The following is a 22603-nucleotide window of genomic DNA, read 5'->3' on the forward strand; positions in this document are numbered from 1 at the left end:
TGTTTCAGTTCAGCTCACCTACAGTCTGCAACCTGAATATCCGGTGTAACTCCGAACTCCAGCTGTCTAACGGCGCCATTTTACTCCGTTCTCCTTTATGTTCATACAAGGATAGATCGAAACCGCAATGTGAACAGCACGGGAGGTTTCCCTCATCAGGCTCGTATGATTCATCAAAATAGGCTAACAGTGACTTCCTTAAACAGCCGTCACGCTGAAGCAGAAAAGATACGCGGCGCATTTTTTCCAGCTTCAGCTCCATGCGATATGAAATTTCCCGCTTCATTAATTCAATTGATGTTAACCCCTGCATAAAGAGATGAATCATCATACGTGCTTGTGTCTCTCCGATACCATACTCCATTAATAAGTCACGCAGCCTTCTTTCATCCCGCTCCTCCGTCTGCTCCAGCACACGGATCACATCGGCGATTTCTTCAGTTGTGACACTCTCCATCTGGATAATCTGCTCCTGCAAATCAAAATCCCCTGGCGCACGCAGTAAAATGCTGACACTCGGCTTTCCGTCACGTCCCGCTCTGCCGATTTCCTGCATAAAAGCTTCAGCCGTCTGCGGGAGATGAAAATGAATTACATATCTAATATCAGGCTTATCGACACCCATTCCAAACGCATTCGTACAACATATGACATCAAGCTGGTTATGAATAAACTGCTGCTGAATTAAAATCCTGTCCCCAGACTCCATACCGCCATGGTAAAAGTCGGCTCTGCTGCTCGTTTTGCTTTTGATTTCACCCGCTAATTCCTCAGCCCATTTTCGTGTCGGACAATAAACAATTCCCGGACCTTGCAGGTTTTCAACCAGCTGAATGACCCTATCTATTTTTTCGGCAGTGTCCGCCGCATTTTCAACCCTGAGCGCGATGTTTGGGCGATTGACTGAGTTTAGATGCCGTTCGGCATGCTGCAGCTCCAGCAGGTTCATGACATCCTGCAGCGTATCCTTTGTAGCTGTAGCAGTCAATGCCAGAACCGTCGGATGCCCAAGTTGTTTTCTCAGCTGTCCGAGCTTTGAATAGTCAGGCCTGAAATCGTGCCCCCATTCAGATATACAATGAGCTTCATCAATTACGAATAGGCTGATCGGGACGTTTCTCAATTTTTCCAATACATATGGGGACTGCAAAGCCTCAGGAGACAAGTATAAAAATTTATAGCGATGAATGTGCTCTAACACGAATTGTCTTTCCTGCCAGCTAAGCATGCTGTTCAAAGCGGCCGCACGCTTTTCGCCCCTTGCTTTAAGCTGCTGTACCTGATCCTCCATTAAAGAAAGCAATGGAGAAACGATTAATACCATACCGTCAAGCATATAGCCAGGCAGCTGGTAGCAAAGCGATTTCCCTCCGCCAGTCGGAAGCATCGCAATGGTATCCTTCCCGCTGAGTATGCTGCTAATAATGTCCTCCTGCCCCTTTTTAAATGAAGTAAAACCAAAAAACTGATATAACGTTTGCTGTAATTTAGTCATATTGCTGCACCTGCTTTGTCAATGCCAGTCTGATTTGAAAATAGCTGAACCGCTGCTCCAGCCCATCGCGAATTTGTTTGATTTTGTTCGTCCGCATTCGTTTAGCAAACGCAGCAATGCGAAGCTGGTCTTCCGCTGATACATAGTCATCAATCATAAACGCAGGCTCATGGAGAGAAATCTCGACAATATGGTCTTCAATGGTTGCTGTTTTCAGCTTTCTGATTTCGGCAATTCGCTGTATCGGGATCCCTTGTTTCACCATCTGCCATGTTTTCCTCGTTGACTCTGTCAGGGCATTCTCTAAATGCACATCAGATAGGAGGTCCCTTAACAGAGAATGTTCACACTCCGGAAGAGAATGAATAAAATAATGTACGGAAGCCCAAAACATGACATAAACATACCATTCATCTTCTTTCAGCGTGTCAGCAAGCTGCCTGCTCGTATAACCGATCCTATCATGCGAGGTTAAGGAGTAGACAAAAATTTGCGCTGCTTTGTCATCAATCTTATGCAAATTCTCCTCCAGCATGGCAAAAAGGCTGTTTGCCATCTCTATATGATCCGTATGCCGGGACAGGTATTTCTTTACCCAGTGAAGTGTCTTATAATCCTTGGTGACAGGGATATACTGCCTGCTCCCTCGCTGTTTATGAGATAAGACCTGCACAAGCAGCGAAAGCCTTTTCCAAAGTACGCCGGCAGCCTGCTGGTAATAAGCGCCGTGGCAGTGAGCCGGCCAGGGGCGTTCACTGAGAGCATGTCTCAATGCAGTTTCGCCGCTGGCTGTCACCTTGTATGTATCTGTTTCAGACATTGGTTCGACATATGAATGCTGTTCAAGCTTGGTGAGTGACGCTGAAATATCGCTTCTCGAACATTGCTGAACCATCCCAAAGTATTTTGCCGTCTGAAATAAGCCGGCATCTTGAATGGTTTGTGACGATCTTTTGCCTTTGAATAGGTGAAAAACAGCACTTCCTGACCGTTCTCCGTTTATTTTGCAAAGGCAATCGAGAACCATAATATCGAAGTAATTTAATGACAACCTATCCACCCACATTCTTCCTGACAAAAATCGTTGATTTGCTCCTTTTATTTTAACAGATTTTAAACAGAAATCGACGTTTAAAGTCATCATTAAGGGGGATGTTATGTAGATAACCCCTTATGTGATAAGCATTCTCAATCATTTTTCTGTTGAAATGTGGCAGCAACATCATTACAATAAGTAAGAGGAATAGGTGTTAAATTGATTAAATATAAAGATTGATCCATTTGTTCCACCAAGAACAATCTGGGAGGTTTTATTCATGGCAAAGTACACAATCGTAGACAAAGATACATGTATTGCATGCGGCGCTTGCGGAGCTGCTGCACCAGACATTTACGATTACGATGATGAAGGCATCGCGTTCGTAACGCTTGATGAAAACAAAGGCGTTGTCGAAGTTCCTGAGGTACTGGAAGAAGATATGATTGATGCATTTGAAGGATGCCCTACTGATTCCATCAAAGTGGCGGATGAGCCATTTGAAGGCGACCCGCTTAAATTTGAATAGAAGCAACAAAAAAGCTCCCCTGCGGGAGCTTTTTTATTTAATGGATATGCGCGCTTCGCTGCTGTTCAATCCATGGCTTAAGCTTGATGAAAATAAGTGTGAATACAATCGTAATCACAATCCCTTTTATGATATTAAACGGCAGGATACCAGCAACGACCGCTGTTTTCAGCGCGCTGTCGGATAATGCCGGTGAATGTAAAAACCATGTGTAAGCCGGCAGAATCAGAACATAATTTAAAATGCTCATCAAAATGGTCATCGCTGCAGTTCCCAAAAGCAGACTGACAGCCAAGCCCTTTGCTGAGTTCAGCTTTTTAAATAAGAAAGCAGTCGGCAATATAAAGAGTGTCCCTGCTATAAAATTGGCAATTTGCCCAACAGGAACTCCCGCCATGCTTCCCTGTATGATATATTGAAGAACGTTTTTTATCGCTTCTACAGCAATACCCGCCAATGGTCCGTAAATGAGAATGGCAATGATAGCTGGCACATCGCTAAAATCAATTTTTAAATAATCCGGAAGACCCGGAAACGGGAAATTTAACAGCATCAAAACAAATGCAATGCTGCTCAACATACTAATCACAACTAACTTTTTTACCTTCACTGCACTCTCTCCTTTTCGATCACATCTTACTCGAAAACGGAAAGGTTCTTTTCCTGCCAATAAAAAAACCGCTTCATGTATGAAAGCGGGGTTTCGAAAATTAGGCTAGGCAAAGAAACGTTTGAAAATCCAATTTCAAAACGCTTATGAACCTCCATCTTCTCCCATCCAGACTATACTGTCGGCTCCGGAATCTCACCGAATCCTGCTGAAAAACAGCTCGCGGGCTTAGAGCCATCGGCTCATCACCGCCGGTAGGGAATTTCACCCTGCCCCGAAGATTGATCATATGAATTTAGTTTCATTATAAACGATAACTGGTTGACTGTATAGGGAATTGCTTCAAATTATATATAATCGTTGAAAGCTATATGAATATTGATTGACAAGCCTTCCTTTTATCCTTTACTGCGGCAATACACATTGACACTCTATTGAGAATATGTTAAATTATCAGATATTTAGTTTGACATTTTAGGAGGAAATCTAACGATGTTTCGAGTATTGGTCTCAGACAAAATGAGCAACGACGGCTTACAGCCACTTATTGAATCAGACTTTATTGAAATCGTTCAAAAAAACGTAGCAGATGCAGAGGATGAATTACATACTTTTGATGCTCTTTTGGTGCGAAGCGCGACAAAAGTAACAGAAGACCTTTTCAACAAAATGACTTCCTTAAAAATCGTCGGAAGAGCCGGTGTCGGTGTAGACAATATCGATATTGACGAGGCGACTAAACACGGGGTCATCGTGATTAACGCTCCAAACGGCAACACCATTTCGACAGCTGAGCATACATTTGCGATGATCTCTTCTTTAATGAGACATATACCTCAGGCTAATATCTCAGTGAAATCCAGAGAGTGGAACCGCACAGCTTACGTTGGTTCAGAGCTTTATGGAAAAACGCTTGGGATTGTAGGATTAGGCCGAATCGGAAGCGAAATTGCGCAGCGTGCAAGAGCATTCGGTATGACTGTTCATGTTTTTGATCCATTCTTAACTGAAGAAAGAGCGAAAAAAATCGGCGTGAACAGCCGGACATTTGAGGAAGTGCTTAAAAGCGCGGATATCATTACCGTTCACACACCTTTAACAAAAGAAACAAAAGGCTTGTTAAATAAAGAAACGATTGCAAAAACGAAAAAAGGTGTTCGCTTAATTAACTGTGCGCGAGGCGGTATTATCGATGAAGCAGCACTTCTCGAAGCTTTGGAAAACGGGCATGTTGCCGGAGCGGCCCTTGACGTGTTTGAAGTTGAACCGCCAGTTGACAATAAACTCGTTGATCACCCATTAGTCATTGCCACGCCTCACTTAGGAGCATCAACTAAAGAAGCGCAGCTGAATGTTGCGGCTCAAGTGTCAGAAGAAGTACTGCAGTTCGCAAAAGGTCTTCCTGTGATGTCAGCCATCAACCTGCCTGCCATGACAAAAGATGAATTCGCTAAGATCAAGCCTTACCATCAAATCGCAGGTAAAATTGGCAGCCTCGTATCCCAATGCATGAAAGAGCCGGTACAGGATGTTGCCATTCAATATGAAGGCACAATTGCTAAGCTTGAAACATCGTTCATTACAAAAGCCCTTCTGTCAGGCTTTTTAAAACCGCGCGTTGACTCAACTGTTAACGAAGTCAATGCTGGAGGTGTCGCAAAAGAACGCGGCATCAGCTTCAGTGAAAAAATTTCCTCTTCTGAATCTGGGTACGATAACTGCATCAGCGTAAAAGTGACAGGAGACCGCAGCACCTTTACTGTAACGGCTACGTATATTCCTCACTTCGGAGAGCGTATTGTCGAGATCAACGGATTTAATATTGATTTTTACCCGACGGGTCACCTTGTATATATCCAGCATCAGGACACAACAGGTGTCATCGGCCGAGTCGGACGCATACTCGGAGATAACGATATTAACATTGCAACTATGCAGGTTGGCCGTAAAGAAAAAGGCGGAGAAGCCATCATGATGCTTTCCTTTGACAGACATCTTGAAGACAAAATTGTGAAGGAACTAACAGAAGTTCCTGATATTGTGTCTGTAAAACTCATTGATCTTCCATAAATCAAAAAACTCAAGCTATAGCAGCTTGAGTTTTTTATTTTATTCTCGTGTGTTTTTGTGCAAAATGTCTAATACACTCCTCAGCTCCGAAACTGGTATTTGACCAGGTGCTGACGCCTCTTCTCCCGCGCCAAAAGTACAAGCTGATCCAAAAACCTCACCACTCAGCCTGCTGATCAGCCCTGTTGCAGCCATTGACATTGTAATGATTGGACGGTCTGCATATTTTGTTTTCATTGTATACGTCGCATCAAGCAGCGTTATGAGATCACCTGTATTCTTCGGCATAACAGCTATTTTTGGAATATGCGCCCCTAAATCCTGCATTTTCCGAAGTCTCGAAAGAATCTCACCTTTCGAAGGCGTTTTCTCAAAATCATGATTTGACATCACCACATAGACATTGTTCTCTTCCGCTAAGGATACTAACGCTTTCACATTTGCATCTCCTGAAAATAATTCAATGTCAATAAGATCAATGTCTTTTGTTTGGACTGCCGCTTTCAGCAAAGCAAGATAGGTGCTTTCGTCTATTTCCATGCTCCCGCCTTCTTTATGGGTTCTGAATGTAAATAGAAACAGCTTGTCCGCTAATGATTTCCGCAGTTTAGAAATCAACTGTGTGACGGCTTCTCTGTCATTAGCTTTTTCAAATACGTCGACTCGCCACTCCACAATATCAGGATTCAGTAATTTTACTGCCTCTGCTTCATTCAGAATTTGTTTTTCCGTCTTTCCCATTAGCGGAACGATGATTTTCGGCATCCCTTCACCGATGGAAACTCCTTTGATTGTTAACACGCTCACTCATCTCAAATCCTTTCAATCGTTACCTTGTTTTATTATACACGCTCAACTTTTTTTTGAAAATTTTAATTATATGAAAACAAACTAAAAAAGAGCCTCAAAGGACCCATTTTAGTTTAAGAAAATCGGATTTGGAGCAGCCGGTACCGGAATAGCATCTGATACGTCATATCTGCCTATTTTTTTTGTTCTGGTTTCGGTAAAAGTCACTTCTGTGAAGCCAAACTCTTTTGCTGTTAACAGAAGACCCTCAATCATTAAAATACTGGCAATAGAATTCTCAACTTCTGATTCCTTTGAGAAGCGGACATATAAGTGCTTTTGTTTCTTCGTTACAGAATGGACAGTACCTGCTTGAATAAGAGGTGTTGTATGTTCCTGATTGCTCGATTCCATTTCTTTAATCGCTTCTTTGACCGTATCAAATGTTTTTTCTGACGGAATGAGAAAGTTCCCTTGTTCATTTTTGTACAAGTAGTAAGCTCTTCTTGACTGTTTGGGAATCGAAATTTCCGTAAAAGTGCCATATGAACCAATACGAACGCCACTGTCATTTTGCTCCGATAAAAATTTTATTTTTTCATATGGGCTCCATTTTAAGGATTCTTTCAGCAATTTTTTTAACAGTGTATCATCTTTTAAAGAAAAAGCCGTAACTGGCTGATGGACCTGTATACTTAATTCCTTCTGCTTTGGTTTTTCCTTTATCTCTAGTTCATCTATGAAGGATGGAATCGTAATGGCATGATCCAAGATATCTAATTCACTACTTACAGACAGCATGTCCTGGATCGTTTGGTCTGCATTTGTTTTTTGGATGCTGACGGGGATAATTGCGGATGTTTCGGCATCAGCAATCGCTACAGTAATGTAATGGTTCTGTTCCTTTTCAGGAACAACATACGATGTCTGATCCAGGGCTGATGCAGCTTTTGGGCTGTCTGCTGTCTCAGTTTTCGCAACAGCGTTCTCTTGGGACGCTTCTTTTTGTTGAGGCTGTGCCTGATCAAAGAATTGAGGAGAAATAATGAAGGCGATATAAACCGCAATTGCAGTGGCACATGCGGGGCCAATCCACCTAACAGCGGGCTTTTTGTTGCTTTTTTCCATCGCTAGCCGTCTGTAAATATCCTGAGGCGAACGATAGTCTTTAACTGCCGGAAGTTGACTTAACAACTCCTTTATCTGTTCTTCGTTCCAATCTGACTTCATCATCCATTAGCTCCTCCCTCAAAAGCTCCATATGTTTCCGAAGTACTTTGAGCCCTCTATGTTGGGTCGTTTTTACTTTGCTTTCCGAGAAGCGCAGAGCCTTGGCTGTTTCCTGTATTGAATATCCCTGAATAAACCGCAAGATAATCACAGCTCTTTGATCAATCGTACATTGATCAAGCGCAGCATAAATTTCCCTGACATTCTCATGTTGAACCGCGAGTTCATCCGGAAGCAATTGCTGATCTCTGACATCCTGTGTATCCCAATCAAATGTGCCGAGAATACGCTGTCTGATCGTCTGCTGTTTACGGAACCAGTCGATCGCAACATGGCGTGCGATCGACAAAAGCCATGTTTTTTCGCTGCTTCTTCCTTCAAACGTATGGTAAGAATTTAATACCCGGATATAAACCTCCTGAAGAAGATCCTCTGCCTGGCTTTTATCCTTTACCATATAAAATAAAAATTGGTACAAATCTTGATGATACGTATCATATAATAATTGAAAGGTTTCTTCCATTTGAAACCCCTCCGTTCACTTTTTTGTCGTATGAATAGCTTGAAAAGTTACATTACAACTATATTACGAGAAACTGGAATTTGGAAGGGAATTTATATTAACATATCCTTAAATTTTATTAATATGAGAGTTTAAAAAAACACCCGCTCGATTAGCGGGTGTTTCTTATGGAACAAGATTCTTCGGCAAATTCAGACTCGATTTTATGATTTTGTCGGAATATAAAATGTAAAAGTCGTTCCTTTATCTATTCGGCTGTGCACCGTAATCGACCCATTATGGGCTTCCACGATATTTTTAACAATAGCCAGCCCAAGCCCGGTCCCTGCTCTGCCTCTTGTCCGCGCTTTGTCTGCCTTATAGAACCGCTCAAAGATAAACGGCAGATCTTCTTCCGGTATACCGGATCCAGAATCTTTGATATCAATTTTCAATCCATCCTTCACAGAATGGACTGCAATGGAAACACTGCCGCCGGATGCAGTATGCCGCAGCGCATTATCAATCAAATTGGTAAATACCTGCTCCATTTTGTCTTCATCAAACATAAATTCCTCTTCTGTAAGAGAAATGTCTTGATGCAATGCAATATTTTTTTCTTTCGCAACACCGGAAAATTTCCGGATGATCTTCTCTAAAAATTCATTAACATTGATTTTTTCATAATGCAAGCCTGTATGGCCCGATTCCATTCGGGCTAAATCAAGCAGATCATTGACTAGCCGGCCCATTCGGAGCGATTCGTCATAAATGATTTGGGCAATTTCTTTCCGGTCTTCTTCGGAGCTTGCAATGTCATCGACAATCGCTTCACTATATCCCTGAAGCATGGAGATCGGTGTTCTTAACTCATGGCTGACATTTGCGATAAAGTCCTCACGCAGCTTATCAAGGCGGCGTTCTTCAGTCATATCGCGAAGCACAGCAACAGCTCCTCTGACATGCGATTCCGCATAAAGCGGTGACATCAAAAGCACCCATGATCTGCCTTGCAGCGTCATCTCAATCATTTGTTCTTTTTCAGTGCTGACAGCATTTTGGAACAGCTCTTTTGCTTCAGGCGGAAGGTTATCGCCTTCTTTGATATTCATGTTCTGCTCATAATACCAAGCCTGAAGGAACCGTTCAGCCGGCGGGTTTGTCACAAGAATCGTACCGTCAATATTAATGGTAATAACCCCGTCAGCCATACTGCTCAAAATGTTAGAAAGCTGTTCTTTTTCTTGATTGAGTGCATTAATATGAAAGTTAAGCTGCCGGCCCATTTGATTAAAAGCAGTTGCCAGTTCACCGATTTCATCCTGGGTTAAAATCGGGATTTTTGTATCGAACTTGCCCTTTGCCAAGTCCTGGGCACCTTCTCTCATTTTTCGAAGCGGATACGTGACCCTGCTTGATAAAAAGAAAGCGAAAAATGTGGTCAATACAATCGCAATCCCCGCGGCAAGAAAAATATAGCGGGTCGTATGTTTTGTCGTATCTTTAACGGCAAGCAAAGACTGGGATAAAAAGACCATGCCTTTCTTTCCGTCTTTTTCATACGGGACACCTACAATCAGTCGTTCATTATCCGAATCTGTATCGCTCAGACCCGTTCGTTTGCTTACTTTTTTATGGTCTTGGAGAGCTTTATTTAAGTCTTTATCTTGCTGTATTTGCTCAACCGTAATGGACGACAGGCGATTTTTATCATTCGGAGAATACCAGTGTTTTTTCTCATCCTGAATGATGGCAATGCTTGTTAAGTTATCAGCAAGCTCCCAAGTGATTGACCTTGCCAGTGCCTGGTCCTCGTGATTTTCCAAGATGACAGCAACTTTATTCGCAAGCTGTGTTAAATCATTCTCTGCTTCTTCGACATGGTAATTTTCAATAAACTCCAGTAAAAGAACCGTCAAAATGAATAATACGATTAAAACAAGTGAAAGGATCGTAAACCACAGCTTGCCTACTACGCTTTTCCAAAATTTCATTCAGCGCCGACCTCAAATTTATAGCCTACACCCCATACGGTGACAATTTTTTTCGCAGCTTCCGGAGATACCTTGTTCAGCTTCTCTCTCAGACGTTTGACGTGAGTGTCTACTGTCCGCAAATCACCAAAAAATTCATATTGCCACACTTCCTTCAGAAGCTTTTCCCGATCATACACTTTGTCAGGCGTTTTCGCTAAGAAATAGAGAAGCTCATACTCTTTTGGCGTCAGGCTTACTTCTGTCCCGTCAGCCGTTACGCGGTGAGCATCATGGTCAATGGACAGATGTGAAAACACGAGCACATTTTTCGTCGGTGTATTGGCATTGAAATAAGAGGTTTGGGATGCTCTTCTCAAAAGGGCCTTTACACGCAGCACGACTTCTCTCGGGCTGAACGGCTTGACGATATAATCATCTGTTCCCGCTTCAAATCCCTGCACGCGGTTTGCTTCTTCTCCTTTTGCGGTCAGCATAATAATTGGTGTCGCTTTTTTTTCCCGAACTTGCCGGCACACTTCAATTCCGTCTGTCCCCGGCATCATCAGGTCAAGTAAAATTAAGTCATAATTCGTTTCAAGCCCTTTGGCAATGGCTTCATCACCGTTTTCAGCTTCGTCTATGACATAGTTTTCACGTTCAAGATACATTCTTAAAAGGCGGCGAATTCTGGCTTCGTCATCAACTACTAATATTTTGGTTTCGTTCGTTTGGTCCATCGTTTTCCCCCTGCTTTCCTTCTGTTACTCTCATTTTATCAAATCGTGAGAAAGTTTGAGAACTGTGTCGCTTCCTAAGGGCTATGCATAAGAATGAAGTCCGGCAAGCACCAGATTTACGAATATTAAATTAAACATAATAATAGCAAAACCGATTACGGCCAGCCATGCTGACTTCTCACCGTGCCAGCCTCTTGACAGTCTTAAATGCAAGTAAGCGGCATAGAACAAAAACGTGATCAGCGCCCATACTTCCTTCGGGTCCCAGCCCCAAAATCTCGTCCACGCGAGCTGAGCCCAAATCATCGCAAAGATCAGCGCACCGAGCGTAAAGATCGGAAATCCGATTGATACGGCCCTGTACCCAACCTCATCCACCAGATCAAGGTTTACGTTTTTTACCAGCGGGTGCAGCAGAGCGCTGATTCTTTTTCTGATGATCAGGCGAAGCGCGCCGTACAAAACAAGTCCCGCTCCAAATGACCAAATGACAGTATTCACCTTTCTGCCTGAGAAAAGAGCAGGAAGCTCAAGAAGCGGCTCCATTCTCCCCTCGGTCAAAAGCTCTCCTTGATGCGGGCCGACAAGCGCAGGCATTTCGTACACCATCACGCTTTTTTCTTTATTTTTATCCACCCAGTTAAACTCCGCTTCATAGCCTGCAATACGAAATGCTGATGTGATGGCAATAAAGGCGACGGTTGTGACCAGAATAAACATAATCGCTTCAAGCCAAAAGGTTTTTTTGCTTGATTTTGTCTGGTCTACATGCTTCAACAGAAAGATGACGCCTGCGACAAAGCTGATGGCAAGTATAGCCTGCCCAAGCGCGGCCGTTGTTACGTGAATATACAGCCAATTGCTCTGCAGTGACGGAATTAAGGGTGAGATATCCGTTGGAAACATGCTGGCGTAAGCAATCAGCAATAACGCGATTGACAGCGTAAACAGGCCTAATGAAGGCAATTTATAGATAAAATATAGAATAATAAACGCCAAAACTAGCATCATGCCAAAGGCAGTGGTGAATTCAAACATATTGCTGACCGGCGCATGGCCGCTGGCAGCCCACCTTGTGATGAAATATCCCAGGTGACAGAGAAAACCGATAATAGAAAGAGTGATTCCTATGTTGGCCCATTGGTTTGGCTTGCCCTTTTCACCTTTGTTTCCGCGTATGGCCCCGCCGAAAATCGGGACAGCGATTAAATACACAAGAAAGGCCGCATAAAGAAAATTTCCGCTCAGCTCTGCCATGACATCACTCCCTTTCGCCTATTTCTGTGTTTTGATTAATTCTTTTTGGTCCGCCGGTTCAGTCAGTCCGGAATCAGCTAGCACAAAAGCTAAATCCTTCTTAAGGCCATACCAGTTTTTATTGGTATGCCCAGCCACCATGACTGCCCCGTCCTGTGGATGAAGCCAGATTCTTCGGTGCTGCCAGTACATGCCTTGAATGACACCGATCATAAAAATGGCTCCGCCGACGGCAAGCACCCAAAGTGTCAGATCCTTTCTGACAGTAAGTCCGGTAATGTTTTTCGTTTCGACATGGTCAAATTTCAGTTTATATTTATTGCTGTCTGATCCTTCGATTGTTTCTTGGATGGCGACAAAGCTTTTTTCACCCTTCGGTTTGTCCGGCGTTATGATATTAAAAACAAAAGCCGGATTGTTAGGGATCTTTGTTTTTGTGCTCGGCTCTCCGTCCTGATTAAAATAGAAGTCTGGAAGGTAGCTGGCGATTTCCACTTTGTAACCGTTGCCAAGATCATAAACCGAATCTGGATCCAAGAGGTTGATCTTTAAGCTCCCAAAGGATTTTTGTGTTTTTTTGTCTATTAGCTGAAACACCATTTGATCAAGCTGATTCTCTTTATAATCCACCTGGTAAACGGAAAAAGAATCGAAACGCAGCGGCTGATTGACACGGATGTCCTCTTCTGTTACTTTTTTCAGCTTCGGTTTCTCGCCATAAACAATTTTTCCTTCTCTCTTGTAGAGGACGGCATCGGTTTGAAAGTTTTTTGCCACTCTTCCGTCCCCGACTCTGTCAATGGCATCTGCGAATACCTTTTTTTCCGTTTTGCTGTTATAGGTCTCTACACTGAATTGATTGTTTTTCAAATAATATTTTCCGTCTGTTCCCGGAATTGCTGCGGTTTCGCCTTCTCTGACCCAAAGCGTTTCATCGACGTACATCCCAGGCACAAATCTCAGCATCGCACCGAACAGAAAGATAATTAATCCAATGTGGTTGACATACGGGCCCCAGCGGGAAAAACGCCCTTTTTCGGCAAGAATGCTGCCCTCTTTTTCTCTGATTCTATAATGCTTTTTCTTTAAGAGGCCAACAATCTTCTCTTTTGCTCCCTCGTCTAGCACGGTATTCGTTTCACTATACAAGCGCTGCCTTCTTAAAAAAGCAGGACTCCTTCTGACACCTTGGTTTTTTAACGCTCTGTACAACGGAATGACTCGATCGAGGCTGCAAATCACAAGTGAAATGCCGATCGAGGCAATGAGCAGCAAATACCACCAAGAGCCATATAAGTGATGGAACCCGAGTAAATAATAGAGCTGGCCGAATGTGCCGTACTGCTCTTTATAATAGGTATCAGCCTGTGCGCCCGGAGGCAAATAGGCTTCCTGGGGGAAAATGGTGCCGAATGCTGATGCGGCGAGGGTTATGACAATCAGCCATATTCCCACCTTAACCGAAGAAAAGAAATTCCAAATTTTATCGATGATTGTTTTGTTATAGGTTTGTGAACGCCTAGCGCTTCCGTCATATCTCATATCAGCAAGCGGAGGCTGAGTTTCCTGGAGAGCTCTTCCGCACGACTCACATAGAACGGTTCCGACCGGGTTTACATGTCCGCATTCACATTTGACTTGCTTCATTCCGAAGTCTCTCCGGGTTTTATCAGATTCATATAATCATGGATCATGCTTTCTGTCATAGTGCCGGTCACCACCTTGACAACTTTTCCTTCCGGATTAATCAAAAAGGTTGTCGGAAGCGGAGATACGTCATAGGCATCAAGCACTTGACGATCTGTATCCAGAACAACCGGGAAATTGACTCCGTAAGATTTCATAAAATTATGTACTGCTATCTTTGACTCCCCAACATTGACCGCGACAACTTCAACGCCTTGGTCTTTAAAATGCTTATATTGGTTTGCCATATAAGGAAATTCTTTCTTGCACGGTTCACACCATGTACCCCAGAAATTCAAAAAAACACCTTTTCCTTTTAAGTCACTCAGCTTGATACGTTCCCCATTCGTATCTTCAAGGACAAAATTCGGTGCCTCGGACCCTTCGGATATACTTTCTTTGCCGGCAAATACAGCGTTGTAAATGGTATAGCCAAGTGCGCAGATTAAAACGAGAAGGATGCCGGTCCGAATGAATAAACGCCTTTTTTTCTTCATTGTCCACTGCCCCCTTCCCCCTATTGCAGATCCATTCAATTATATCATTGTACGTTCATTTCACATTTCTTACTTTTTGAAGGTTATGTGAAATTTAGAAAGCGTTTTTACCGTGATCCGCCAGCGCTCTGAGTCTTTTTACTTCATGCGGCGTAAGCTCTCTGGCATCTCCCGTATGCAGGCCTCTCAGATTTAAGAACGCGTATTCTTCACGCTTCAGCTTGATTACCTCATGCCCGATCGCTTCGAACATGCGGCGCACCTGTCTGTTGCGTCCTTCATGGATGGTCAGCTGAATAATGCTTGTTTGCTTTTTCTTATCCAACGACAGCAGTTTCGCTTTAGCTGGCGCTGTTTTGCCTTCTTCCAGCATAATTCCGCGTTCCAGCTTTCGGAGCAGCTCTTTAGACGGGATGCCTTTTACCTTCGCCACGTATGTTTTGTTGATTTCATACTTCGGGTGCATCAGCTTATTGGCAAACTCACCGTCATTGGTTAAAAGCAAAAGACCGCTCGTATCATAATCCAGACGCCCAATCGGGTAAATGCGCTGCGGGACTTCTTTAAAAAAGTCCGTCACGACTTTTCGCCCTTTGTCATCTTGGGCTGCAGAAATAACGCCTCTTGGTTTATATAAGAGAAAGTAAACCGGCTCTTCGCGTTCAACCTTTAACCCGTTTACCTCAATCTGATCAGAACCGGTGACCTTAACACCAAGCTCTGTTACTACTTTGCCGTTCACCTTTACTTTTCCTTCTTTTATCAGCTCTTCTGCCTTTCTGCGAGATGCAACTCCGGCATGAGCAATTACTTTTTGCAGTCTTTCCATGTCTTTCACCTCAAGTATAATCTTACTTTTTTCACTCTTAACAAACAAGCTTTTTCAAATTCCCTATCTCAAATCTAAAAAAACGCCATTTTCAGGCGCTTCCAAATAATAACGTAACAATGATGATCGATGCAACTACGCCGATTAAATCAGCAAGAAGTCCCACCTTTAATGCATCACCCATTTTTTTAATGCCGACAGCTCCGAAATACACAGTCAGCACGTAAAGCGTGGTATCTGTTGATCCCTGCATGACGGAAGCCAGCCTGCCGATAAAGGAATCCGGCCCATATACTGCAATTAAATCTGTCGTCATGCCGAGTGCGGCCGTACCGGAGATCGGGCGGATCAGCGCAAGCGGCACTACCTCAGCCGGGATGCCGATAGCAGAGAAAACCGGTTTTAAAAGGTCCATTATAAAATCAAGCGCGCCAGATGATCTGAAAACAGTAATGGCGACAAGCATTCCGACTAAATAGGGGATGATCGAAAAAGCGATTTCTATCCCTTCTTTTCCGCCTTCGACAAACGATTCATATGTGGGAACCTTTTTGATTGTTCCATAAAGAAGAATGCCGGCAATAATGATCGGAATCATGGCTAAAGACAGCCAATTGATGATTTCCATCCGCTCACCTTCCCTTCTTTTTGCGGCGGTAATAAAAATACCGGTCTATGATAATGGCGCCGATTCCAGAAATGAGAGTCGCCAAAATACTTGGTCCTACGATATCTGTCGGCGTTTTGGAGGAATAGGCCATTCGAACAGCAATCACTGTTGTCGGAATGAGCGTGATGCAGGAAGTATTGACAGCTAAAAAAGTAATCATCGACCGGCTTGCTTCCGATCGGTTTCCATTCAGCTTTTTCATTTGTTCCATTGCTTTAATGCCAAGCGGAGTTGCTGCATTTCCGAGGCCGAAGAAATTCGCCATAAGATTAGATAAAATATAGCCCATCGCCGGATGATCCGGCGGTATATCAGGAAACAGTTTAGATATAAAAGGCCTGCACATCCGGCTGAAAATATCCAAAAGCCCTGACTGCTCGGCTATTTTCATTAAACCAAGCCAGAAAACAAGCACGCTCATCAACCCAAATGAGATTGTAACGGCTTCCTTCGCCCCCTTAAACACGGCTTCATTTACATCTTGCAGTGTTCCGTTGCACATCGCAAAAACAAGTCCGATCACAGTTAAGCAGACCCAAATTATATTGACCATTTTGCCCCGCCAGCCGCATGAAAAAAGATGGATTGAAACGTTTCAAAAAAATGTTTTTTCGGTTTTTGATGTCGTTCGTTTTCATAATAGATCGGCACTTTTGCGATGGTTTCCTCGTTAAACATGATCGTCATGTGCCCAACGATGTCAGGAATTTTCGAGGCATCTTTTTCCCATGCTTTTTTCGGCTTAAGCAGCGTGGTTTTAATTTTGACATCTTCTTTTTCCTTTTCGGTTAGCAAATAGGTGATGTCTCGTTTGATAAATGCCTTCGATTCATAAAAAGTCCCTTTCAGCTTTGGAATGTCCCCTTTTTTCGCGACCAAATAGGTTTGATAATGATCAAATACATAGTTAAACATTTTCATATGATCATCCCAATCGTCAGGGTCATTTATGGTGACGGCTATCAGGTCAATGCCGTCCTTGGAGGCTGTTGAGACCAGTGTCCGTTTCGCAAGTTTTGTATAGCCTGTTTTTCCTCCTGTGCTGTATGGATAAAGCATGGTCAGCAGTTTATTTTTGTTTTTCCAGACGCTTTCCATCGTTTCTGCTTTGTACATTTTTGTGCCGGAAATTTTTTGATAGTCTTTTAGCTTCATAGCATATTTGGTTAAGATGGCCATGTCATAGGCTGTTGAATAATGATTTTCATGGTCGTCCAATCCGTGCGGGTTTTGAAAACGGGTATTCTCCATGCCAAGCTGCTCGGCTTTTTGATTCATCATATAAACAAATCCATCAAGGCTGCCCCCGACATGCTCGGCAATTGCAACAGCAGCGTCGTTTCCTGATCTCAGCATCAGGCCATACACAAGATCTTTTAATTTTACTTTTTGCCCTTCTGTTAAATAAATGGCGGAGCCTTCTGTTCTGACAGCATTTGCCGAAACCGTCACCGTTTGATCCATTTTGCCGGATTCGATGGCGAGGACGGCGGTCATAATTTTTGTGATGCTTGCAATCCGCCTTTTTTCATGCTCATCCTTGGCAAATAACACTCTGCCTGACGCTCCGTCGATCACGATTGCGCTTTTTGCACTAACATCTATAGCCGCATGTGCTGTGTTCACATTTACATTTGCAAATAGAAATGAAATCATGACCATGAAGACTGTTTTTTTGAAAATGCGCATGTTTGCTCACGTCCTTGTGGTGGTTTGTACAAGTTTATGCGCATGTCCATCAGTTATGAATAACAATTATCTATCGGCGGACAAACATAAAAAAACTCTCCCTGAAAAAGGGAGAGTTAAGGTTGTCTGATTGGCGCCATGCTTGATCCAGACGCTTCGTAATGAGCCAGCTCTTCTCTCATTTTTAGAAAGGCTGCGCTCAGCGGCAATAATAACTGCTCAAGCGATGCAGGAACAGCATGGTAAAACTCAATTGCGCTGCCCCCGGTATAAGACGCCCGGCTATTTTCACACCACGTGTCTTTTTTCGGCATAAAGAACTCTTCAATGCATTGGTGATACACATTGTAAAGTGTTTTTTCCGCTCTGGCTTCCTGAAAAGGCTCCTGCATCAGGAGACGGCGGCACGCATCTGCGCCTCCTTCACAAAATACTGTCATTCTTCTCAGAGTGCTCAGCACATCACAGCAGTATCCTTTCTCTATAGGCAATTCAGCCTGCAAGGACTCCAGTGTTGTTTGATTTAGGTAATCGTTAACGGTATTGACAACCATTGATAAGAATTCGCCTGTTTGTTGAGTCTGGACTCGAACAATCGAATGTCCCATTTCGTTTGGTATCTTCCCCTCATGTCTTTGTCTCTCACATTTTGCTTCTTTCATGATAGCTTCTTCCCTATATCTTATGATGATGAAAAAGCGCGATTCATTAAACTTCTATTTTATATCTTCGAAGGTTTGGTTAAAGTTTTCAAAAAATAAATCTGCTTCTTCTTGAAGAACGTCTTCTTCCGCATTTTCAGGCAGCGGCGGAAGCTCGTCCAGCGTTTTCAAACCAAATTGTTCAAGAAATGTCGGCGTTGTGCCGTATAAAATCGCCCGTCCCGGACCGTCAGCCCGCCCGACTTCACACAATAGCGCCTTTGCAACGAGGCTGTGTAAAATCCGCTCTGATTTCACGCCTCTGATTTCTTCAATCTCTGCTCTTGTAATCGGCTGTTTATATGAAACAATGGCCAGCACCTCCAAAGATGCTTGAGAAAGGCCCTTTGACGGCACTTCTATCAATTTTTTCAGGTACGGCGCAAAGTCTTTTTTGGTAGAGAGCATGTACGTATCTGCATATTCAATAAGTTCAATGCCCCTTGTATCACCGCGGTATTCGTCTGCCACATCCGCCATGATGGTGTTCAGTTCAGGCTCTTCGATTTCGAGCACTGTTAACAGCTGCTTTTTTGTAAGCCCTTCATCGCCTGCCGCATAAAGAAGGGCTTCCACTATAGCTTTCCAATTCACGATATCAAGCCCCATGAATGGATTCACTCCCCGTAATGTAAATATCTGAGAAATTGTGCTCCTGTTCAATGAGAACCAGCTGATTTTTCATCAGCTCGAGAACGGCTAGAAAGGTCACTACCAAATGTTCTTTTTGCTCATACGGAAACAGATCCATAAAGTTGATTCTCGTTCCTCTTGATTTCAGGCTGTGCACGATTTCGTTCATTCTGTCTTCGATCGGTATTTCCTGTCTTGTGATTGTTGTTTCCATCGGTCTTGTTATTTTTTTGCGTTTCAGCACTTTTTGAAAAGCTCCGATCATATCATAGACCGTGACAGAGAGCTTTTGCTCAGACTGTTTGATTTCTTTTGCATATTCGCTCAAATCACTCGGCGGTTTCGTGAACGATTTTTGCCTTTCTTCTTCCCGTTCTTTTAAATCCTTCGCCGCATCTTTATATTTTCTATACTCAATCAGCTTTTCAATCAGCTCTTCCCGCGGATCTTCTTCTTCAAGCAATTCATCTTCAAAAAGCTCCTCTTCTTGTTTCGGGAGCAGCATTCTGCTTTTAATGCTGAGCAGTGTGGCAGCCATGACCAAATACTCGCTGGCCATATCGAGCTCAAGCACACGCATCGTATGTACATATAATAAATATTGTTCAGTGATCTTTGCCACAGGTATATCATATATGTCAATTTCAAGACGATTGATTAAATGAAGCAGCAGGTCCAATGGGCCCTCAAACGTATCAATTTTCACTTGATATTCTTCCATCATCTCACCATTTTCAAATATCACTTCATTGCCGGATAAACTGGCTACCCTTTAGTATAAGCCACTAAAAAGCTCTCGTCCAATACTATTTCATTTCCTGTTTTGAAGCAGTTTGTGCAGAATATTCAAAACAACAAAGGAACAATCAAGCTGGGCAGTTTTTTTCTTTTATGCTTCCTGTGTTACACTAAAGGCACATTAAAGGAGGAAACATCTTGTACCCGAAAGCTTATATTGATTACCTTGTTGAATTTCACGCAACAAGGGATTATTTTGAATGCCATGAAATATTAGAAGAATATTGGAAGGAAGATCCTCCAAACAAACGAAAAATGTATTGGGTCGGCTTTATTCAGCTTGCGGTTGCCCTGTATCATCATAGAAGGCGGAACATAGCCGGGGCAAAAAGACTGATGGCCAACAGCATGCGGATTCTCGAAGCGGAGAAACAAGCCGTCGAAGGCTTGGGGCTTGATCATAGCCGTTTACTCAATCTTATGCAGTCGGTTTACGAACAAATCGAAACGGGCTCTTCCTATAAAAGCATCATGCTGCCGATCAAAGATGAGAAGCTCCAGGAAGCATGCCGCATTGAATGCAAGAAAAAAAAATACACATGGGGTCAGCCCAGTACACTCACTGACACATTTCTTATCCATAAACACCGTTTGCGGGATCGAACTGATGTCATTCTTGAGCGTGAAAAAGAAATGGAACGCAGAAAAAAAAGCAGAGGCTGATTACAGCCTCTGCTTAATTATTGTATGAAATGTCTTGATCCTGCTGACCTTGACAACGTTCGAAAAAGCTCTGCGTTAATTCATTCGGAACCAGTACCTGCGTTTTGAATAGATGCTTTAGAGCATCCATCATCTGTTTTCCGATTCCTTGATGGCGATGAGAAGGATTCACACTGATATGCCGGATTTCAACTTCAGAATCCTTTTTTTCGACTCCGATTGCTCCGACGATATCCTCGTCCTCTTTCCAAAGAAAGAGCTGGCGGTCTGTATCCGTTTCGTAGTCCTTAATTGTCTGCTGAAGCTGCTTAAGGTCTTTTTCATTTGGCATGAACGAAAGAAGCCCCATCGCAATCTTTTCAAACGATTTTTTATAACGAATTAACATAAAAACCCCTCTATATCCAAAATGTCCAGTCTGCTATTAACGGATACGAATAGGTGATCCGTTTTCTCACATTATATCATTTTCGCCATATTTTTAAACTGTTTTCAGCAAATTATTCAAATGAACGGTTTAAATTTGCCATTTCTATGGCAGAAACAGCACAATCTACACCTTTGTTGCCCGCTTTTGTGCCGGCACGCTCAATTGCCTGTTCGATGTTTTCAGTTGTGACAATTCCAAAGATGACAGGTACGCCTGTAGTGTTTGCAGCTTGCGCGATGCCTTTTGCAGCTTCATTGCAGACATAATCGTAATGTGTTGTCGCGCCTCTGATGACAGTGCCCAATGTGATAACGGCGTCATATTTTTTGGTTTCCGCCATTTTTTTCGCTGCAAACGGAATTTCAAATGCGCCTGGAACCCAAGCCACATCGATATCATTTGTGTCTACGCCGTGTCTGAGCAACGCATCTTCTGCACCGCTCAGCAGCTTGCTTGTAATAAAATCATTAAATCTTCCAACTACGATTCCGATTTTAAGACCTGTACCAACTAAATTTCCTTGTATGATATTCATATGATTCCCATCCTTTTTTGTGATATTTGTGATTAGAAATGAAGTAAATGACCTAGCTTGTTCATTTTGGTTTGCAAATATTTTTTATTGTGCTCTTTCGCCTCCATTTGAAGCGGCACTCTTTCTGATATGCTGAGTCCATAGCCTTCAAGGCCGGCGATTTTCCGCGGATTATTCGTCAAAAGCTTCATATTCCGCACACCGAGGTCGCGTAAAATTTGTGCACCGATGCCATAGTTGCGAAGGTCCGGCAAGAATCCGAGCGCTTCGTTGGCTTCTACGGTATCATAGCCTTGTTCCTGAAGCTTATAAGCTTTTAATTTATTGATCAAACCGATGCCTCGGCCTTCTTGGCGCAAGTACAAGAGCACTCCCCGGCATTCTGCGGCAATTTGCGTCAGCGCGGCGTGCAGCTGAGGGCCGCAGTCACAGCGATGAGACCCGAACACGTCACCCGTGAGACATTCTGAATGCACCCGGACCAATACCGGTTCTTCTCCAAATGGCACATCTCCCATCACGAATGCAACATGCTCTTTTCCGTCTACCTCATTTGTGTATCCATAAACCTTGAATGTGCCAAAATCAGTAGGAAGCGTTATATCCACTTCACGCTCGACAAGTGTTGTTAGATTATAGCGGTATTGAATCAAATCTTTAATGGTGATCATTTTTAATTGATGTTTTTTCGCAATTTCAATGAGCTCAGGCACTCTCGCCATCGTTCCGTCTTCATTCATAATTTCACAAATGACGCCGGCTCCTTGAGATCCGCAGGCTTCGGCAAGATCAACAGCAGCTTCTGTATGGCCCGCTCTTTTCAGGACACCTCCTTTTTTCGCAATCAGCGGAAAAATGTGTCCCGGACGCTGAAAATCAGACGGCACAGATTTGCTGTCCAGCAATGCTTGAACGGTAAAAGATCTTTCTTGAGCGCTAATACCCGTTTTCGTTTTACGATGGTCAATGCTTACCGTAAAGGCAGTATGGTGAGAATCTGTATTATGCTCAACCATAGGGTGAAGATCAAGCTTGTCTGCGATCTCCTCACTGAGCGGCGTGCAAATCAGTCCTCTTCCGTGTGTTGCCATAAAGTTAATGACTTCTGGAGTTGCATGCTCGGCAAGCGCCACAAAGTCTCCTTCATTTTCTCTGTCTTCGTCATCTACAACGATGATGACTTCGCCTTTTTTTAAAGCGTCTAGTGCTTCTTCTATCGGATGAAACATACAAATCTTCCT

At 43.2% G+C, this 22603-nt stretch carries 24 protein-coding genes and 1 riboswitch; of the genes, 3 read left to right on the forward strand and 21 right to left on the reverse strand.

The features are described 5' to 3' along the window. Positions 1 to 4: 4 nt before the first annotated feature. The gene (locus MOB98_RS17730) at positions 5 to 1495 is read right to left on the reverse strand and encodes a RecQ family ATP-dependent DNA helicase (RefSeq protein ID WP_268359834.1); all 1491 of its coding nucleotides are present in this window, start codon (positions 1493 to 1495) and stop codon (positions 5 to 7) included. After that, entirely contained in the window at positions 1488 to 2546 is a 1059-nt protein-coding gene (locus tag MOB98_RS17735) for a helix-turn-helix domain-containing protein (RefSeq protein WP_268359866.1), read from the reverse strand. Before MOB98_RS17735 ends, MOB98_RS17730 begins: the two co-directional genes overlap by 8 nt. A gap of 265 nt (positions 2547 to 2811) precedes the next feature. Between MOB98_RS17735 and MOB98_RS17740 the strand changes: the two genes are divergently transcribed. Continuing rightward, positions 2812 to 3060 (forward strand): ferredoxin, encoded by a 249-nt coding sequence (locus MOB98_RS17740; RefSeq protein WP_003225461.1) that lies wholly within the window; start codon positions 2812 to 2814, stop codon positions 3058 to 3060. A gap of 37 nt (positions 3061 to 3097) precedes the next feature. Here the strand turns inward: MOB98_RS17740 and fmnP are convergent, their stop codons facing one another. Next, positions 3098 to 3670 (reverse strand): riboflavin transporter FmnP, encoded by a 573-nt coding sequence (gene fmnP, locus MOB98_RS17745; protein ID WP_268362979.1) that lies wholly within the window; start codon positions 3668 to 3670, stop codon positions 3098 to 3100. 152 nt (positions 3671 to 3822) lie between these two features. Then, positions 3823 to 3956, reverse strand: a riboswitch (FMN riboswitch). A gap of 206 nt (positions 3957 to 4162) precedes the next feature. Between fmnP and serA the strand changes: the two genes are divergently transcribed. Further along, entirely contained in the window at positions 4163 to 5740 is a 1578-nt protein-coding gene (gene serA, locus MOB98_RS17750; RefSeq protein WP_268362978.1) for a phosphoglycerate dehydrogenase, read from the forward strand. Positions 5741 to 5779: 39 nt separating this feature from the next. Here serA and aroD read toward each other — a convergent pair whose 3' ends face one another. The 15 genes from aroD to scpA all read right to left on the reverse strand — a co-directional run bounded on the left by aroD (position 5780) and on the right by scpA (position 19657). Continuing rightward, positions 5780 to 6547 (reverse strand): type I 3-dehydroquinate dehydratase, encoded by a 768-nt coding sequence (gene aroD, locus MOB98_RS17755; RefSeq protein WP_268362976.1) that lies wholly within the window; start codon positions 6545 to 6547, stop codon positions 5780 to 5782. A 111-nt stretch (positions 6548 to 6658) separates the two neighbouring features. Then, complete coding sequence (locus tag MOB98_RS17760) at positions 6659 to 7762, reverse strand: GerMN domain-containing protein (RefSeq protein WP_268362975.1); 1104 nt, start codon at positions 7760 to 7762, stop codon at positions 6659 to 6661. Continuing rightward, complete coding sequence (sigX, locus tag MOB98_RS17765; protein WP_268362974.1) at positions 7698 to 8282, reverse strand: RNA polymerase sigma factor SigX; 585 nt, start codon at positions 8280 to 8282, stop codon at positions 7698 to 7700. The genes MOB98_RS17760 and sigX overlap by 65 nt, the downstream gene beginning before the upstream one ends. 203 nt (positions 8283 to 8485) lie before the next feature. Next, entirely contained in the window at positions 8486 to 10255 is a 1770-nt protein-coding gene (gene resE, locus MOB98_RS17770; protein WP_268367083.1) for a sensor histidine kinase ResE, read from the reverse strand. Further along, positions 10252 to 10974, reverse strand: a complete 723-nt coding sequence (gene resD, locus MOB98_RS17775) for a DNA-binding response regulator ResD (RefSeq protein ID WP_268359795.1) — start codon at positions 10972 to 10974, stop codon at positions 10252 to 10254. Before resD ends, resE begins: the two co-directional genes overlap by 4 nt. 81 nt (positions 10975 to 11055) lie before the next feature. Then, positions 11056 to 12231 carry a cytochrome c biogenesis protein ResC gene (gene resC / locus MOB98_RS17780; RefSeq protein ID WP_268359794.1) on the reverse strand — a complete coding sequence of 392 codons (1176 nt, stop codon included), beginning with the start codon at positions 12229 to 12231 and terminating at the stop codon, positions 11056 to 11058. 18 nt (positions 12232 to 12249) lie between these two features. Further along, a complete protein-coding gene (resB, locus tag MOB98_RS17785; RefSeq protein WP_268359793.1) occupies positions 12250 to 13878 on the reverse strand; it encodes a cytochrome c biogenesis protein ResB in 1629 nt (542 codons plus the stop codon). Then, positions 13875 to 14414, reverse strand: a complete 540-nt coding sequence (gene resA / locus MOB98_RS17790; protein WP_268359792.1) for a thiol-disulfide oxidoreductase ResA — start codon at positions 14412 to 14414, stop codon at positions 13875 to 13877. Before resA ends, resB begins: the two co-directional genes overlap by 4 nt. 94 nt (positions 14415 to 14508) lie before the next feature. Continuing rightward, entirely contained in the window at positions 14509 to 15243 is a 735-nt protein-coding gene (gene rluB, locus MOB98_RS17795; protein WP_268359791.1) for a 23S rRNA pseudouridine(2605) synthase RluB, read from the reverse strand. Positions 15244 to 15334: 91 nt separating this feature from the next. Further along, entirely contained in the window at positions 15335 to 15871 is a 537-nt protein-coding gene (gene spmB, locus MOB98_RS17800) for a spore maturation protein SpmB (RefSeq protein ID WP_003223896.1), read from the reverse strand. Between the two features lie 4 nt (positions 15872 to 15875). Continuing rightward, the gene (spmA, locus tag MOB98_RS17805) at positions 15876 to 16466 is read right to left on the reverse strand and encodes a spore maturation protein SpmA (protein WP_024715204.1); all 591 of its coding nucleotides are present in this window, start codon (positions 16464 to 16466) and stop codon (positions 15876 to 15878) included. Then, positions 16454 to 17602: a D-alanyl-D-alanine carboxypeptidase family protein gene (locus tag MOB98_RS17810; protein WP_268359790.1), complete on the reverse strand. Its 1149-nt coding sequence runs from the start codon at positions 17600 to 17602 to the stop codon at positions 16454 to 16456. The genes spmA and MOB98_RS17810 overlap by 13 nt, the downstream gene beginning before the upstream one ends. A 116-nt stretch (positions 17603 to 17718) precedes the next feature. Further along, positions 17719 to 18264, reverse strand: a complete 546-nt coding sequence (locus tag MOB98_RS17815) for a YpuI family protein (RefSeq protein ID WP_268359788.1) — start codon at positions 18262 to 18264, stop codon at positions 17719 to 17721. Between the two features lie 54 nt (positions 18265 to 18318). Beyond that, a complete protein-coding gene (gene scpB, locus MOB98_RS17820; RefSeq protein WP_003223904.1) occupies positions 18319 to 18912 on the reverse strand; it encodes an SMC-Scp complex subunit ScpB in 594 nt (197 codons plus the stop codon). Continuing rightward, positions 18902 to 19657: a segregation/condensation protein A gene (scpA, locus tag MOB98_RS17825; RefSeq protein WP_268359786.1), complete on the reverse strand. Its 756-nt coding sequence runs from the start codon at positions 19655 to 19657 to the stop codon at positions 18902 to 18904. The genes scpB and scpA overlap by 11 nt, the downstream gene beginning before the upstream one ends. 215 nt (positions 19658 to 19872) lie before the next feature. Here scpA and MOB98_RS17830 point away from each other — a divergent pair, with 215 nt between their 5' ends. Next, the gene (locus MOB98_RS17830) at positions 19873 to 20397 is read left to right on the forward strand and encodes a DUF309 domain-containing protein (protein ID WP_268359785.1); all 525 of its coding nucleotides are present in this window, start codon (positions 19873 to 19875) and stop codon (positions 20395 to 20397) included. Positions 20398 to 20410: 13 nt separating this feature from the next. Here MOB98_RS17830 and ribT read toward each other — a convergent pair whose 3' ends face one another. The 3 genes from ribT to MOB98_RS17845 all read right to left on the reverse strand — a co-directional run bounded on the left by ribT (position 20411) and on the right by MOB98_RS17845 (position 22591). Continuing rightward, the gene (ribT, locus tag MOB98_RS17835; protein ID WP_003223910.1) at positions 20411 to 20785 is read right to left on the reverse strand and encodes a GNAT family N-acetyltransferase RibT; all 375 of its coding nucleotides are present in this window, start codon (positions 20783 to 20785) and stop codon (positions 20411 to 20413) included. Positions 20786 to 20897: 112 nt separating this feature from the next. Continuing rightward, positions 20898 to 21362 carry a 6,7-dimethyl-8-ribityllumazine synthase gene (gene ribH / locus MOB98_RS17840; protein WP_024121911.1) on the reverse strand — a complete coding sequence of 155 codons (465 nt, stop codon included), beginning with the start codon at positions 21360 to 21362 and terminating at the stop codon, positions 20898 to 20900. A gap of 32 nt (positions 21363 to 21394) precedes the next feature. Beyond that, a complete protein-coding gene (locus MOB98_RS17845; RefSeq protein WP_268359784.1) occupies positions 21395 to 22591 on the reverse strand; it encodes a bifunctional 3,4-dihydroxy-2-butanone-4-phosphate synthase/GTP cyclohydrolase II in 1197 nt (398 codons plus the stop codon). Positions 22592 to 22603: the final 12 nt, after the last annotated feature.

Source organism: Bacillus sp. N13C7 (assembly GCF_026790065.1).
In the GTDB taxonomy this organism is placed as follows: domain Bacteria; phylum Bacillota; class Bacilli; order Bacillales; family Bacillaceae; genus Bacillus.